This is a genomic window from Streptomyces sp. bgisy159 (assembly GCF_965341775.1).
Taxonomy (GTDB): Bacteria; Actinomycetota; Actinomycetes; order Streptomycetales; family Streptomycetaceae; genus Streptomyces.
Genome location: NZ_CBDQZH010000002.1, coordinates 275,207 through 289,026 on the forward strand (window position 1 = coordinate 275,207; position 13,820 = coordinate 289,026).

Below are 13,820 nucleotides of genomic sequence, written 5' to 3' on the forward strand. Positions count from 1 at the left end.
CGGACCGCACCGGATCACCCCAGGCCGGCGGGGGACCCGCACCGGGCCGGACGGGACCCCACCGGACCACGGGGCCTCCCGCCGGACCACGCCGGTACGACTATTGCGCTCCTCCCCGACACGGCCGTGCGCCCGTCCTAGGCTCGACTCACTCTGCGTGATCTTGCCCCGAGCCCACCGCAACCCGAGCCACCGTCACCGCCGAGTCCTGCCGAGCCTCTGGAGCGCGATGCCCGACAGCCAGCCGCAGCCGTCCCCGCAGCCGTCCTCCCCGGGCCCCTCCGGGCGGCACGAGCAGACCACCCTGCTGCTGTGCGGGGCCCGGCTCACCGACGGCCGCACCGTGGACGTACGGCTGGGCGGCGGGCGCATCGAGGCGGTCGGCACCACCGGCAGCCTGACCCCGGGCCCGGCCCCCTCACCACCCCCCGGCCGCGCCGCCCCCGGCGCGCGCGTCACCCGCGTCGACCTCACCGGCTACCTCCTGCTGCCCGCCCCTGCCGAACCGCACGCCCACGCCGACACCGCCCTGTCCGCCGACACCGACGGCCCGGCGTCGCACGCCCCCGAGGACGTCCAGCGCCGCGCCACCGAGGCGGCCCTCCTCCAGCTCGGCCACGGCGCGACCGCGCTCCGCGCCCACGTACGCGTCGGCGACGTCCAGGGCCTGGGCGCCCTCGCCGCCGTCCTGCAGGCACGGCGCTCGCTGCGCGGCCTCACCGAACTGGCACCGGTCGCGATGCCCCGGCTGCTGACCGGCGCCGCCGGGGCGGAGGGACTGGCCGTGCTGCGGGACGCACTGAAGATGGGCGCCTCGGTGGTGGGCGGCTGCCCCGACCTCGACCCCGACCCCACCGGCTACGTGGAGGCCCTCCTGGACGTCGCCTCCGAGCACGGCTGCCCCGTCGACCTGCACACCGACGCCGCCGACCCGGCCCGCCTGGCCCGGCTCGCCGCGATGGCCGGCGGGCTGCGCCCCGGCGTCACCCTGAGCCCTTGCGGCGGCCTGGACCGCCTGCCCGCCGACACCGCCGCACGCACCGCCGACCAGCTCGCCGCGGCGGGCGTGTCGGTGGTGTGCCTGCCGCAGGGCGGCTGCGGGGGCGCACAGGACCGCTCGACGGCGCCCGTACGGCTGCTGCGCGCGGCCGGAGTGCGGGTCGCGGCCGGCAGCGGCGCCCTGCGCGACGTGTCCAACCCGGTGGGCCGCGGCGACCCGCTGGAGGCCGCCTACCTGCTGGCCTCCCGGCACGGACTGCGCCCCGAGGACGCCTACGACGCCGTCAGCGCGGCCGCGCGGTCCGTGCTGGGCCTGCCCGAGGTCCGCGTGGAGGCCGGCTTCCCGGCCGATCTGCTGGCGGTGCGCGGCGACCGCCTGGCCGGGGCGCTGTCCCTCGCGTACAGCAGGATCGTCATCCACCGGGGCCGGGTGGTGGCCCGCACCAGCGCCGTCCGGGAGTACTGCAACTCGGCGGCGGCAGCGGAGTTGGGGCTGCCGAGGCAGGGGCGTACGGAGCTGTCGTAGGGGCGCACGGGGTTGTCGCGGGGGGCGCTCGCACCGTTCGGGGGACGGCCCCCTCGATCGTGGGCGCCGTCGGCCCCGCGGGCGTACGGTCGAAGACATGCGCATTGTCATCGCTGGTGGTCATGGTCAGATCGCGCTGCGGCTGGAGCGGCTGCTCGCCGCGCGCGGGGAACAGGTCGCGGGCATCATCCGCAAGGCGGAACAGGGTGACGACCTGCGGGAGGCCGGCGCCGAACCGGTGCTGCTGGACCTGGAGTCGGCGTCGCTGGAAGAAGTGGCGGCGCATCTGCAGGGCGCGGACGCGGCGGTGTTCGCGGCGGGTGCCGGCCCGGGCAGCGGCGTGGCCCGCAAGGACACGGTTGACCGGGGGGCGGCGGTGCTGTTCGCCGACGCGTCGGTCCGCGCGGGCGTCCGCCGCTTCCTGGTCGTGTCGTCGATGGGCGCGGACCCCGCCCGGGCGGGCGACGAGGTCTTCGACGCCTACCTGCGCGCCAAGGGCGAGGCCGACGCCCATGTGCGGAGCCTGGACGCCCTGGACTGGACGATCCTGCGCCCCGGCGCGCTCACGGACGACCCGGGTACGGGGCTGGTGCGGCTGGAGGCCCACACCGGCCGGGGCCCGGTCCCCCGCGCCGACGTGGCCGCCGTCCTGGCCGAGTTGCTGGACACCCCGGCGACCGCGGGCCTGACCCTGGAACTCGTCGGCGGTTCGACCCCGGTGTCCGTGGCGGTCAAGTCGGTCGCGGGCAACTGATCCTGACCGGCGGTCAGAACAACGCCATCTGCCCGGGGATCTCGGGGACGACGTACCCGTCCAGGGACGGCTGCACCGCCCCGAGTCGGGCAGCGCGCCGGGACCCGGGGCAGGAGACCAGCGCGCCGCTCTCCCGCGCGCCGGGCGGATCGTGCCGAGCGAACCGCCCGGCGACGACGGCGATCTCACGACGGCACTCGGGGCAGGTTCTGCGACGGCTGGACATGGGGCCAGTGTGCCCCAGCGGGCCACGGACCTGTGAGGGAGATCACCGCCGGCAGGCAGTCGGCCGCTTTCACGCCGAAAGCCCCTCCGCGCTGCGTTTCCGCAGTTCGGAGGGGCTTTCGTCCCGTGTGGCGGCGCCAGGATTCGAACCTGGGAAGGCTGAGCCGGCAGATTTACAGTCTGCTCCCTTTGGCCGCTCGGGCACACCGCCGGGTTGTGCTGCACTTCGCGCCGCTCTTCGGCGGTGCTCCGTGGCAACGACGTAAACAATACCCGATGGGGAGGGGTGCTTCGCCACTCGGTTGATCACCGCCCGGCGGCAGCCGGGTGGCTAGGCTGGTCCGGATGCGGCCCGGGCCCCCGCGGGGCCCGGCGGCAGTCCCCGTGGACGCCGACACGCACCCGACACGCACCCCGATACAAGGAGCCACAGGACATGGCCGACTCCAGTTTCGACATTGTCTCGAAGGTCGAGCGGCAGGAGGTCGACAACGCCCTCAACCAGGCCGCCAAGGAGATCTCGCAGCGCTACGACTTCAAGGGCGTGGGCGCCTCGATCTCGTGGTCCGGCGAGAAGATCCTCATGGAGGCGAACTCCGAGGACCGGGTGACGGCTGTCCTCGACGTCTTCCAGTCCAAGCTGATCAAGCGCGGTATCTCCCTGAAGGCCCTGGACGCGGGCGAGCCCCAGCTCTCCGGCAAGGAGTACAAGATCTTCGCGTCGATCCAGGAGGGCATCTCCCAGGAGAACGCCAAGAAGGTCGCGAAGCTCATCCGCGACGAGGGCCCCAAGGGCGTGAAGGCGCAGGTCCAGGGTGACGAGCTGCGCGTCAGCTCCAAGAGCCGCGACGACCTGCAGGCGGTCATCGCGCTGCTGAAGGGTCAGGACTTCGACTTCGCGCTGCAGTTCGTGAACTACCGGTAGCGGTCGGCGGCGCGAGGGGCGGCGCACAGAGTGTCCGCCCCTCCATCCGGCCCCCGTGTCCGCCGTGGTGTCCGGCCGTGGTGTCCGCCGGTCAGTCGCGGGAGTTGCCGAACAGGACCCGGTATCCGATCAGCAGCACCAAGGACCCGCCGATCGCGGCGAGCCAGGTGGGGCCGTCGAAGAAGTCCTTGCTGATCGGGTGGTCCAGCCAGCGGGCCGAGATCCAGCCGCCGACGAACGCACCGGCGACGCCGATGAGAGTGGTGCCGACGAGCCCTCCGGGGTCCCGGCCCGGCAGCAGGATCTTGGCGATGACGCCGGCCAGCAGTCCGAGGACGATCCACGCGATGATTCCCATGCCGTGAACCTACCTTTCCGCGTCACACGCCTGACACACTCGTTCGTTCTCCGTTGCCGGGAACGACGGGCGCACGGGGGCCGCCGGTTCCCGGGCTGAGTAGGGTGCGGCGCATGACACAGTCCGGCCCCACCGCCGAACTCCGGCGCACCCTGGGCGTTCCCGACGCCGTCGTCATCGGTCTCGGTTCGATGATCGGCGCCGGCATCTTCGCCGCGCTGGCGCCCGCTGCGCGGGCGGCCGGTTCCGGACTGCTGCTCGGCCTCGCCGTCGCGGCGGTCGTGGCCTACTGCAACGCCATGTCCTCGGCCCGGCTGGCCGCCGTCTACCCGGCCTCAGGCGGCACTTACGTCTACGGCCGCGAGCGGCTCGGCGCGTTCTGGGGCTACCTCGCGGGCTGGTCGTTCGTGGTCGGAAAGACCGCCTCCTGCGCGGCGATGGCGCTGACCGTGGGGTCGTACGTCTGGCCGGATCAGGCGCACGCCGTGGCGGTCGTCGCCGTGGTGGCGCTGACGGCGGTGAACTACGGCGGCGTCCAGAAGTCCGCCTGGCTGACGCGGGCGATCGTCGCCGTGGTGCTGGCCGTCCTCGCGGCCGTCGTGGTGGTGTGCCTGGGTTCCGGGGAGTCCGACGCCGGGCGGCTGGACATCGGGGCCTCCGAAGGCGCGGGGGGCGTGCTGCAAGCGGCCGGACTGCTGTTCTTCGCCTTCGCCGGCTACGCCCGGATCGCCACCCTCGGCGAGGAGGTGCGGGATCCGGCGCGCACCATCCCGCGGGCTGTGCCGCTGGCTCTGGGCATCGCACTGGCCGTGTACGTGTGCGTGGCGGTCGCGGTGCTGTCGGTGCTGGGTGCCGGGGCGCTCGGGGACGCGACGGCGCCGCTGGCGGACGCGGTGCGCGCGGCCGGTGCGCCGGGTCTGGCGCCGGTGGTGCGGGCGGGGGCCGCGGTGGCGGCGCTGGGCTCGCTGCTCGCGCTGATCCTCGGCGTCTCCCGGACGACGCTCGCCATGGCACGGGACCGGCATCTGCCGGCCGCCCTGGCCGCCGTGCACCCGCGTTTCCGGGTGCCGCACCGGGCGGAACTGGCCGTGGGCGCGGTGGTAGCCGTCCTCGCGGCCACGGTGGATGTGCGGGGTGCGATCGGCTTCTCCTCCTTCGGGGTGCTGGCGTACTACGCGGTCGCCAACGCGTCGGCCTGGACGCTGGACCCGGCCGCGCGAGCGCGTGCCCTGCCCGCCCTGGGTCTGGTCGGCTGCGTGGTCCTGGCGTTCGCACTGCCGGCGGCGTCGGTGGGCGCGGGAGCGGCGGTGCTCGCGGTGGGGGTGACCGCGTACGGGGTGCGCCGGTGGGCGGCGGCCCGCGGGTAGGCGGCGCCGGTGAGGGTGGGCCGGTGCCGGCGCGCCGGTGAGGGTGAGCCGGTGTGTCGCGCCGGTGAGGGTGGTGGGGGCGCCCCCGTGAAGGAGCGGTGCCGGGAGTTCGGCGAGCGGTGCAGGCAAGGGGACGCCCGGCGCGGGCCAGGGTGTCTGTGAGGCGGGACCGGGCAGGGTGGTCCAGCCCCAGGGGCGGGTGGTGCGGGCCCTGCCCCCCCTTGCCGGCAACTGCTCGGTCTCGGTCATGGGTTCATGATGCGCGGCGCCACTGACAAGCGGGCCGGCCTGTGGACGGCCGGCAACCTGTGGACAACTCGGTCACCCGGCCGGGGGTCAGCGGGCCGCGAACGGCTCGTCGGTGCGGACGATGTCGCGGCCCAGCGGGAGCAGCGAGATCGGGATCATCTTGAAGTTGGCGATGCCGAAAGGGATTCCGATGATCGTGACGCACAGCAGGAGCCCGGTGACGATGTGGCCGAGCGCCAGCCACCAGCCGGCGAGGATCAGCCAGAGCACGTTGCCGATGCAGGAGGGTGCTCCGGCGTCTCTTCGTTCGACCGTGGTGTATCCGAACGGCCAGAGGGCGTAGACGCCTATACGAAAGGCGGCGATCCCGAAGGGGATGCCGATGATCGTGATGCAGAGCAGCAGTCCGGCGGCCACGTAGCCGAGGAACAGCCAGAAGCCGCTCAGGATGAGCCATATGACGTTCAGGAGGGTCTTCACTGGCGGTGACCTGCCATCTTCTCCAGGCGGGCGATGCGCTCCGCCATGGGCGGGTGGGTGGAGAACATCTTGGAGAGCCCCTGGCCCGGGCGGAACGGGTTCGCGATCATCATGTGGCTCGCGGACTCGATGCGCGGCTCGGGCGGCAGCGGCAGTTGCTTGGTGCCCGTCTCCAGTTTGCGCAGGGCGCTCGCCAGGGCCAGCGGGTCACCGGTCAGCCGGGCGCCGGAGGCGTCGGCCTCGTACTCGCGGGAGCGGCTGATGGCGAGTTGGATGAGGCCGGCCGCGAGGGGCCCCAGGATCATGATCAGGAGCATGCCGAGCAGGCCGGGGCCGTCGTCGTCGTCGGAGCGGCCGACGGGGATCAGCCAGGCGAAGTTGACCAGGAACATGATCACTGAGGCGAGGGCGCCGGCGACCGAGGAGATGAGGATGTCGCGGTTGTAGACATGGCTGAGTTCGTGGCCGATGACGCCGCGCAGTTCCCGCTCGTCGAGGAGGCGCAGGATTCCCTCGGTGCAGCACACGGCGGCGTTGCGGGGGTTGCGGCCGGTGGCGAAGGCGTTGGGCGCCTCGGTCGGCGAGATGTAGAGGCGGGGCATGGGCTGGCGGGCCTGGGTGGAGAGTTCGCGGACCATGCGGTAGAGGCCGGGTGCCTCGAACTCGCTGACGGGGCGGGCGCGCATCGCGCGTAGCGCCAGCTTGTCGCTGTTCCAGTAGGCGTAGGCGTTGGTGCCGAGGGCGACCAGGACGGCGATGATCAGGCCCGTGCGGCCGAAGAGGCTGCCGATGACGATGATGAGGGCGGACAGTGCCCCGAGGAGTACTGCGGTCCTGAGCCCGTTGTGCCGGCGGTGCACGGTACGCCCTCCAAGTCGTGCGGCAGGGGAACCCTCGCTTGCTGATCTCCGGTCCAGCCGGTGTCTTCTCCAGTGGACCCTCCCGTCTTGGTCAACGCCAGGCGGGATGCGGTGGTTCCCCGGTGGGCGCGGCACGGTGGGTGCGCCGTACGGGTGATGGCCCGCACGGCCGGGGGGGGGAGGCGAGCGCTGGACCGGGGTGGCGAGTGCCGGACGGGGCGGCGGAGGTCCCGTCAGAACAGTGCGGTGTCGGTGAAGCGCAGGATCAGCTGGGGTGCTCCGGAGAGGGCGACACCGATGACGCCGGTGACGGCGAGGGCGGCGGTCAGCGGTACGGGAACGCGGTGTCCGGCGGGCTCGCCCTCGGGGGCGCGGAACAGCAGGGCCGTCCACCGCAGGTAGTAGACCAGCGCGATCACCACGTTGACGGCCATGACGACGGCCAGCCAGCCGAGGCCCGCGTCGACGGCGGCGGAGAAGACGGTGACCTTGGCGAACAGGCCGATCACGCCGGGCGGCAGTCCGGCCAGGCAGAGCAGGAAGAAGGCCAGCAGGAGTGCGGCCAGGGGGTTGGTGGCGTACAGGCCGCGGTAGTCGCCGACGCGGTTGGCGGTGCGGGTGCGGCCGACCAGGGCGGCCACCGTGAACGCGCCGAGGTTCACGGCCCCGTACATCAGGGCGTAGGCGAGAGTGGAGCCGATGGCCTGCTCGGGGTCGTCGCCGTAGGCGGCCGCGGCGATCGGGACGAGGAGGTAGCCGGCCTGGCCGACGGAGGACCAGGCGAGCAGGCGGACCGCGCTGTACGCGCGCGTGCCGCTCTGGCGCAGGGCGCCGGCGTTGCCGACGGTCATGGTGAGTGCGGCGAGCGCGGCGAGCGCGGGGCCCCAGACGTCGGCGTACGACGGGAAGCCGATCACGGTGACGAGGATCAGGCCGCTGAAGCCGACGGCCTTGCCGACGACGGACAGGTAGGCGGCGACGGGCAGGGGCGCGCCGACGTAGGTGTCGGGCACCCAGAAGTGGAAGGGGACGGCGGCCGTCTTGAAGGCGAAGCCGACGAGGGTGAGGGCGACGCCGGCCTGGGCGAGGGTGTGGAGTTGTCCGTCGACGTGCTGGATGCGTTCGGCGACCCGGGTGAGGTGGAGGGTGCCGGTCGTGGCGTAGACGAAGCTGATGCCGAGGAGGCTGACGGCGGTCGCGGTGACGGAGGACAGGAAGAACTTCAGGGCCGCCTCGGAGGACCGTCGGTCGCCGTGGCGCAGGCCGACGAGGGCGAAGGCGGGCAGGGAGGCGACCTCCAGGGCGACGACGAGGGTGGCGAGGTCGCGGGAGGCGGGCAGCAGGGCGGCGCCGGCGGCGGAGGACAGCAGCAGGAACCAGAACTCCCCTTCGGGGAGTCGTCCGCGGGCGTCCTTCAGGGCGGTCACGGACAGCAGGGCGGCCAGCAGGGCGCCGCCGAGCACCAGGAACTGGATGACGAGGGTGAACCGGTCGGCGGTGTAGCTGCACACGCGCGGGTCGTCGACGAGGCAGAAGGTGGAGCGGTCGCCGTCCAGGAGGGGCAGCAGCAGGGCCGTGGCGATGGCGAGGCCGGCGACGGAGAGCCAGCCGAGGACGGGCTTCCTCGCCGTGGGCACGAACAGGTCGGCGACCAGGACGGCCAGGGCGGCGACCGCGGCCATGGTGGGTGGGGCGACGGCGAGCCAGTCGACGGACTGCACCAGGTTCTGGGCCGGTGGCTGGGCCAGGGCGCTCATCGGTTGCCTCCTGCGAGGAGCTGCTGCACGGCCGGGTCGGTCAGGCCGAGGAGGGTCTTGGGCCACAGGCCGGCGACGACGGTGAGGGCGACGAGCGGGGTCCAGGCCGCGAACTCGTACGTCGTTACGTCGGCGAGCTTCGGGGCGTCCTGCGGTACCGCGCCCATGCAGACCCGGCGGACGACGACCAGCAGGTACGCGGCGGTGAGCAGGGTGCCGAACGCGCCGATCGCGGTGAAGGTGAGGTAGGCGGGACGGCTGAGGTCGTCGGCGGGCCGGAACGCGCCGAACAGGGCCAGCATCTCGCCCCAGAACCCGGCGAGTCCGGGCAGGCCGAGGGAGGCGACCGCGGCGAACGCGAGGAGTCCGCCGAGCCGGGGCGCCTTGCCGTACAGGCCGGCTCCGGTGGCCTGGGCGAGGGTGTCGAGGTCGGTGGTGCCGGTGCGGTCCTTCAGGGCGCCGACCAGGAAGAAGAGCAGGCCGGTGATGAGGCCGTGGGCGACGTTGGCGAACAGGGCGCCGTTGACGCCGGTCGGGGACATGGTGGCGATACCGAGGAGGACGAAGCCCATGTGGCCGACGGAGGAGTAGGCGATGAGCCGTTTCAGGTCGCCCTTCGCACCCCGCTTGGCGAGGGCCAGGCAGGCGAGCGATCCGTAGACGATCCCGACGACGGCGAAGGCGGCGAGGTACGGGGCGAAGGTCCGGAAGCCGTCGGGCGCGATCGGCAGGAGGATCCGGACGAACCCGTACGTACCCATCTTGAGCAGGACGCCCGCGAGCAGGACCGAGCCGACGGTCGGGGCGGCGGTGTGGGCGTCCGGGAGCCAGCTGTGCAGCGGCCACATCGGGGTCTTCACCGCGAGCCCGATCCCGATCGCCAGTACGGCGACGACCTGCACGGACATGGTCAGCGACCGGCCGTTGTCAGTGGCGAGTGCCACCATGTCGAATGTGCCCGCCCGCAGGCCGATCAGCAGCAGGCCGAGCAGCATGACCACCGAGCCGAGCAGTGTGTAGAGGATGAACCGCCAGGCGGCCTGGGCCCTGCCCTCGCCGCCCCAGCGGGCGATGAGGAAGTACATCGGGATCAGGACCGTCTCGAAGGCGAGGAAGAACAGGAGCAGGTCGAGGACGGCGAAGGTGGCGAGGGTGCCGGACTCCAGGACGAGGACCAGGGCGACGAAGGCCTTCGGGGCCGGGCCCGCCGGGGGCTTGAAGTACGAGTAGAGCGCGCACAGGAACGTCAGCAGCGCGGTCAGGACCAGCAGGGGGAGGGAGACGCCGTCGATGCCGAGGTGGATGCGCACGTCGAGTGCGGGGATCCAGCTGATGTCGGTACTGGCCTGCATCCTCGACGGGTGGTCGTGGTCGAAGCCGAGCGCCAGGACGATCGCGGCTGCGAGGACGGCGCCCGTGACGGTGACGCCGTGCCGCAGCACGGCCTGGTCCGGGGACTTCCCCTTCAGCCCGGGCGGGGCGGGCAGCAGAGCGGCGGCGGCGCCCAGGAGCGGGCCGACGACGACGAACGCGAGAAGGAACTGCATCACGGACTCGTTGATATCGATCACGCCTGCTCACGCTCCCGTGGCGACGAGGACGGCGGCGACCGCGAGGACGACGGTGCCGGCGAGCAGCGCGCTCACATAGGTCTGCACATTGCCGGTCTGGGCGCGCCGGACGGCGGCGCCGAGCCAGCGGGGTAGGGCGCCCGCGCCCCGTACGTAGGTCTCGACGACCTCGCGGTCCAGGAACCGGACCAGCGCGGCTCCGGCCTGGACCGGGCGGACGAACAGGGCCCGGTAGACGGCGTCCAGGTGGAAGCCGTCGGCCGCGTGCCGGTGCAGCGGGCCCAGCAGCAGCCGTCCGGGGTCGGCCGGGTCGGGTGCGGAGGCGAGGTCGCCGTACGCGGGGGCGTGGCTGGCGATGGCCTCGGCCTCGACCTGGGCGGCGTCGCCCTCGGGGTGGGCGGCGACCGCGCCCAGGGGGACGCGGGCGGCGAGGGCGGTCAGGTGGCGCCAGGCCGCGTAGGCGGCCAGGCCGCCGGCCAGGGCCACGCCGGTGCCGAGGACGGAGGTGGCCAGGGCCGGGGCGAGGCCGCCGCCGTCGAACCAGTCGGGTAGCGCGCGGTAGGCGAACCCGCCGAACGCGAGGGACGGTACGGCGAGCACCCACAGCACGACGGTCATGGTCAGCGGCTGCCGGCCGTGGTCGGGGACGGCGGCGCCCCGGCCGCGGAAGGTGAGCAGCCACAGGCGGGTCGCGTAGGCGGCGGTGAGGAGGGCGGTGAGCAGTCCGGCGACGAGGACGATCCAGCCGGTGGCGCCGGGGACGTGCTCGGTGTGGCCGCCGGTGGCGTGCTCGGCGGCGCCGAGGACGGACTCCTTGGAGAAGAAGCCGCTGAAGGGCGGGATCGCGGCGAGCGCGAGCAGCGCCACGGTCATCGTCCAGTAGGCGTCGGGGACGCGGTCGCGCAGGCCGCTCATGCGGGACATGGCGGCGAGCGAGTTGGTGCCGGCGGCGTGGATGATCACGCCGGCGGCGAGGAACAGCACGGCCTTGAAGGCGCCGTGGGACAGGAGGTGGAAGACGGCGGCACCGCGGTCGCCGACGGCGAGGGCGCCGGTCATGTAGCCGAGCTGGCCGATGGTCGAGTAGGCGAGGACGCGTTTGATGTCGTCCTGGGCGAGCGCGGCGAGGGCGGAGCCGGTCATCGTGACGGCGGCCATCACGGCGAGCACGACCATCGCCGCCGCGGAGGACTCGAAGACGGGGAGGAGCCGGGCGACGAAGTAGACACCGGCGGCGACCATGGTCGCGGCGTGGATCAGCGCGGAGACGGGTGTGGGGCCCGCCATCGCGTCGGGGAGCCAGGTGTGCAGCGGGAACTGCGCCGACTTGCCGGCCACGCCCGCGAGCAGCAGCAGGGCGACCACGGTCGGGTGGTCGAGTCCGCCGTGGGCGACGGTGCCGAGGATCTCGGTGATCTGGAAGGAGCCGGTGTCGTCGGCGAGGGCGAACAGGCCGATGAGGAAGGGCACGTCGCCGAGCTTGGTGACCAGGAAGGCCTTGATCGAGGCGGCCCGGGCCTCGGGGGTCTCCCAGTAGTGGCCGACCAGGAAGTAGGAGCAGATGCCCATGACCTCCCAGCCGACCAGCAGCACCATCAGGTCGCCGGAGTAGACGACGAGGAACATGGCGGAGGTGAACAGGGAGACGAGGGCGGCGTACGACGGGTAGCGCGGGTCGTCGCGCAGATAGCCCGTGGAGTAGATCTGCACGCAGGAGGCGACCAGGCCGACGAGGAGGGCGACCAGGGCGGCGAAGCCGTCGATGTAGAGGGCGAGCTCGATGGGCACGGAGCCGGTCGGGGTGAGTTCGCGGGCCGCGTCGAGGGGAGCGCCCCCGCCCTGGCGTGCGGCGACGATCGCCGCGAGGCCCAGGGAGGCGAGCGTCGGCAGGACGGCGAGCGGGCGGACGAACCCGGGGAAGGTGCGGCCCAGGAGGAGCCCGGCGGCCGCGCCCAGGAACGGCAGCAGGGGGACGAGGACGGCGAGGGTGGTCGTGGTCACGCGGTGGCCTCAGCCTTCTCGGCGCCCGTCTCGGTCGCGGGGGTGTCGGTCTCGTCGCTCTCGGCGGTGTCGCGGAGCCTGTCGATGTCCGAGGTGCCGCGGTTGCGGTGCACGGCGAGGACGATCGCCAGGCCGATGCCGATCTCGGCGGCGGCGATGGCGATCGTGAACAGGGTCAGGGCCTGCCCGGAGTGCAGGGTCTCCTCGGCGGTCCTGCTCAGCCAGACGTCGAAGGCGACCAGGTTGAGGTTGACGGCGTTGAGCATCAGCTCGACGGACATCAGGACGAGGATCGCGTTGCGGCGGGCGAGGACGCCGTACAGGCCGGTGCAGAAGAGGAGGGCGGACAGGACCGCGGGGTAGGCGAGGTGCATCAGCGGGTCCCTCCCGGTCCGGCCGTCCGACCGGCTGTCCGCCCGGTCGCCTGTGTGGAGCCCGGGTCGGCGACGGGGCCGGGGGGCACCGGGCCGTTCCCCGGCGTATCCGTCACGTCCGGCGTGGCCGGTGTGGCCGGTGTGGTCGGTGTGGCCGGCGTGGCCGTGGCATCCGTCGGGTCCGGTGTCTCGCCCGCCTGGGCCTTGCGGGACAGCACGATCGCGCCGACGAGGGCGGCGAGGAGGAGGACGGAGAGGGCCTCGAAGGGCAGGACCCAGTGCTGGAAGAGGCCGGCGCCGGTGACCTCCGTGGAGCCGGCGGCCGGGCCGTCCAGGTCGATCCAGGTGGTGCGGAACGCGTCCACCACCACCCAGACCAGAGCGGCCGCGGCGGCCACGGCGACCGTGAGGGCGGCCCAGCGGTTGCCGGAGTCGGCGTCCGGGGAGCGGCCGATGGGGGCCCTGGTGAGCATCAGGCCGAAGAGGAGGAGGACGACGACGGAGCCGACGTAGATGAGGACCTGTACCCAGGCGATGAACTCGGCCGTCAGCAGGAGGTACTCGACGGCGAGGCCGCCGAGGGCGACGACCAGCCACAGGGCAGCGTGCACCAGTTGCCCGGTGGTGACGGTGACCAGGGCGGCGCCGAGGGTGAGCAGGCCGACGAGGAGGAAGGCGATCTCGACGCCGGTCGGGGAGAGGAAGCCGTGGGCTTCGGCAGCGAGGCTCACGCGCGCCCCTCCTTCGGCCCGTCCTGCGTAACTTCATCCTGACCCTGCTCGGACTGAGCCTGCTCGGACTGGGCCTGCTCGGACTGGGCCTGTTCGAGTTGGGCGGCTCGCTTCTCGGCGGTCTTGCGGGCGGCGGCGGTCTCCTTCGGCTCCTCGGCGCCGGGGTCGAGGGCGGGCGGGGCCGGCACGGTCCACATCCACTCGCGCAGCTTGTCCCGCTCGTGGGTCAGGTCGCGGATGTCGGTCTCGGCGTACTCGAACTCGGGGGACCAGAAGAGGGCGTCGAAGGGGCAGACCTCGATGCAGATGCCGCAGTACATGCACAGGGAGAAGTCGATGGCGAAGCGGTCCAGGACGTTGCGGCTGCGCTCGCGGCCGCCGGGGGCCGCCGCCGGGACCGTCTCCTTGTGCGAGTCGATGTAGATGCACCAGTCGGGGCACTCACGGGCGCAGAGCATGCACACCGTGCAGTTCTCCTCGAACAGGCCGATCACCCCGCGCGTGCGGGGCGGCAGCTCGGGCTGGACGTCGGGGTACTGCTCGGTGACGGTCTTCTTCGTCATCGTGCGCAGGGTGACGGCCAGGCCCTTGGCGAGGCCGGAGCCGGGGATGCGGGGCCGGGAGGGCGGCAGGGACTCACCCA

Annotated in this window: 14 protein-coding genes and 1 tRNA gene; 4 read left to right on the top strand and 11 right to left on the bottom strand. The window is 73.1% G+C overall.

What is annotated here, in order from left to right:
* The first annotated feature begins 229 nt into the window (after positions 1–229).
* Both ACSLTV_RS03365 and ACSLTV_RS03370 read left to right on the top strand, forming a co-directional pair.
* The gene (locus ACSLTV_RS03365; protein WP_432134242.1) at positions 230–1,525 is read left to right on the top strand and encodes an amidohydrolase family protein; all 1,296 of its coding nucleotides are present in this window, start codon (positions 230–232) and stop codon (positions 1,523–1,525) included.
* Between the two features lie 97 nt (positions 1,526–1,622).
* Entirely contained in the window at positions 1,623–2,279 is a 657-nt protein-coding gene (locus tag ACSLTV_RS03370) for an SDR family oxidoreductase (protein WP_432134243.1), read from the top strand.
* A 13-nt stretch (positions 2,280–2,292) separates the two neighbouring features.
* Here ACSLTV_RS03370 and ACSLTV_RS03375 read toward each other — a convergent pair whose 3' ends face one another.
* Together ACSLTV_RS03375 and ACSLTV_RS03380 are read right to left on the bottom strand one after the other, a co-directional pair.
* On the bottom strand, positions 2,293–2,505 hold the full coding sequence (locus tag ACSLTV_RS03375; protein ID WP_432134244.1) for a hypothetical protein: 213 nt from the start codon (positions 2,503–2,505) through the stop codon (positions 2,293–2,295).
* A 128-nt stretch (positions 2,506–2,633) separates the two neighbouring features.
* Positions 2,634–2,715, bottom strand: a tRNA-Tyr gene (locus ACSLTV_RS03380).
* Between the two features lie 225 nt (positions 2,716–2,940).
* Between ACSLTV_RS03380 and ACSLTV_RS03385 the strand changes: the two genes are divergently transcribed.
* Entirely contained in the window at positions 2,941–3,429 is a 489-nt protein-coding gene (locus ACSLTV_RS03385; protein WP_435611588.1) for a YajQ family cyclic di-GMP-binding protein, read from the top strand.
* Between the two features lie 91 nt (positions 3,430–3,520).
* On the opposite strand, the gene ACSLTV_RS03390 is transcribed toward ACSLTV_RS03385, so the two are convergent.
* Positions 3,521–3,787, bottom strand: coding sequence for a GlsB/YeaQ/YmgE family stress response membrane protein (locus ACSLTV_RS03390; protein ID WP_432134266.1), 267 nt, complete (start codon positions 3,785–3,787; stop codon positions 3,521–3,523).
* 113 nt (positions 3,788–3,900) lie between these two features.
* On the opposite strand from ACSLTV_RS03390, the gene ACSLTV_RS03395 reads away from it, so the two are divergent.
* Positions 3,901–5,154, top strand: a complete 1,254-nt coding sequence (locus tag ACSLTV_RS03395; protein WP_435611589.1) for an APC family permease — start codon at positions 3,901–3,903, stop codon at positions 5,152–5,154.
* A 336-nt stretch (positions 5,155–5,490) separates the two neighbouring features.
* On the opposite strand, the gene ACSLTV_RS03400 is transcribed toward ACSLTV_RS03395, so the two are convergent.
* The 8 genes from ACSLTV_RS03400 to ACSLTV_RS03435 form a co-directional block, all read right to left on the bottom strand.
* A complete protein-coding gene (locus tag ACSLTV_RS03400; RefSeq protein ID WP_432134268.1) occupies positions 5,491–5,883 on the bottom strand; it encodes a YccF domain-containing protein in 393 nt (130 codons plus the stop codon).
* Positions 5,880–6,743 (bottom strand): zinc metalloprotease HtpX, encoded by an 864-nt coding sequence (gene htpX / locus ACSLTV_RS03405; protein ID WP_432134269.1) that lies wholly within the window; start codon positions 6,741–6,743, stop codon positions 5,880–5,882. The genes ACSLTV_RS03400 and htpX overlap by 4 nt, the downstream gene beginning before the upstream one ends.
* A gap of 233 nt (positions 6,744–6,976) precedes the next feature.
* Positions 6,977–8,500: an NADH-quinone oxidoreductase subunit N gene (locus ACSLTV_RS03410; protein WP_432134270.1), complete on the bottom strand. Its 1,524-nt coding sequence runs from the start codon at positions 8,498–8,500 to the stop codon at positions 6,977–6,979.
* Complete coding sequence (locus tag ACSLTV_RS03415; protein ID WP_435611590.1) at positions 8,497–10,071, bottom strand: complex I subunit 4 family protein; 1,575 nt, start codon at positions 10,069–10,071, stop codon at positions 8,497–8,499. The genes ACSLTV_RS03410 and ACSLTV_RS03415 overlap by 4 nt, the downstream gene beginning before the upstream one ends.
* Before the next feature lie 6 nt (positions 10,072–10,077).
* Positions 10,078–12,072, bottom strand: coding sequence for an NADH-quinone oxidoreductase subunit 5 family protein (locus ACSLTV_RS03420; protein WP_435611591.1), 1,995 nt, complete (start codon positions 12,070–12,072; stop codon positions 10,078–10,080).
* On the bottom strand, positions 12,069–12,446 hold the full coding sequence (gene nuoK, locus ACSLTV_RS03425) for an NADH-quinone oxidoreductase subunit NuoK (RefSeq protein ID WP_432134273.1): 378 nt from the start codon (positions 12,444–12,446) through the stop codon (positions 12,069–12,071). Before nuoK ends, ACSLTV_RS03420 begins: the two co-directional genes overlap by 4 nt.
* Entirely contained in the window at positions 12,446–13,177 is a 732-nt protein-coding gene (locus ACSLTV_RS03430) for an NADH-quinone oxidoreductase subunit J family protein (RefSeq protein WP_435611592.1), read from the bottom strand. The genes nuoK and ACSLTV_RS03430 overlap by 1 nt, the downstream gene beginning before the upstream one ends.
* Positions 13,174–13,740 carry a NuoI/complex I 23 kDa subunit family protein gene (locus ACSLTV_RS03435; protein ID WP_435611627.1) on the bottom strand — a complete coding sequence of 189 codons (567 nt, stop codon included), beginning with the start codon at positions 13,738–13,740 and terminating at the stop codon, positions 13,174–13,176. The genes ACSLTV_RS03430 and ACSLTV_RS03435 overlap by 4 nt, the downstream gene beginning before the upstream one ends.
* Positions 13,741–13,820 lie beyond the last annotated feature (80 nt).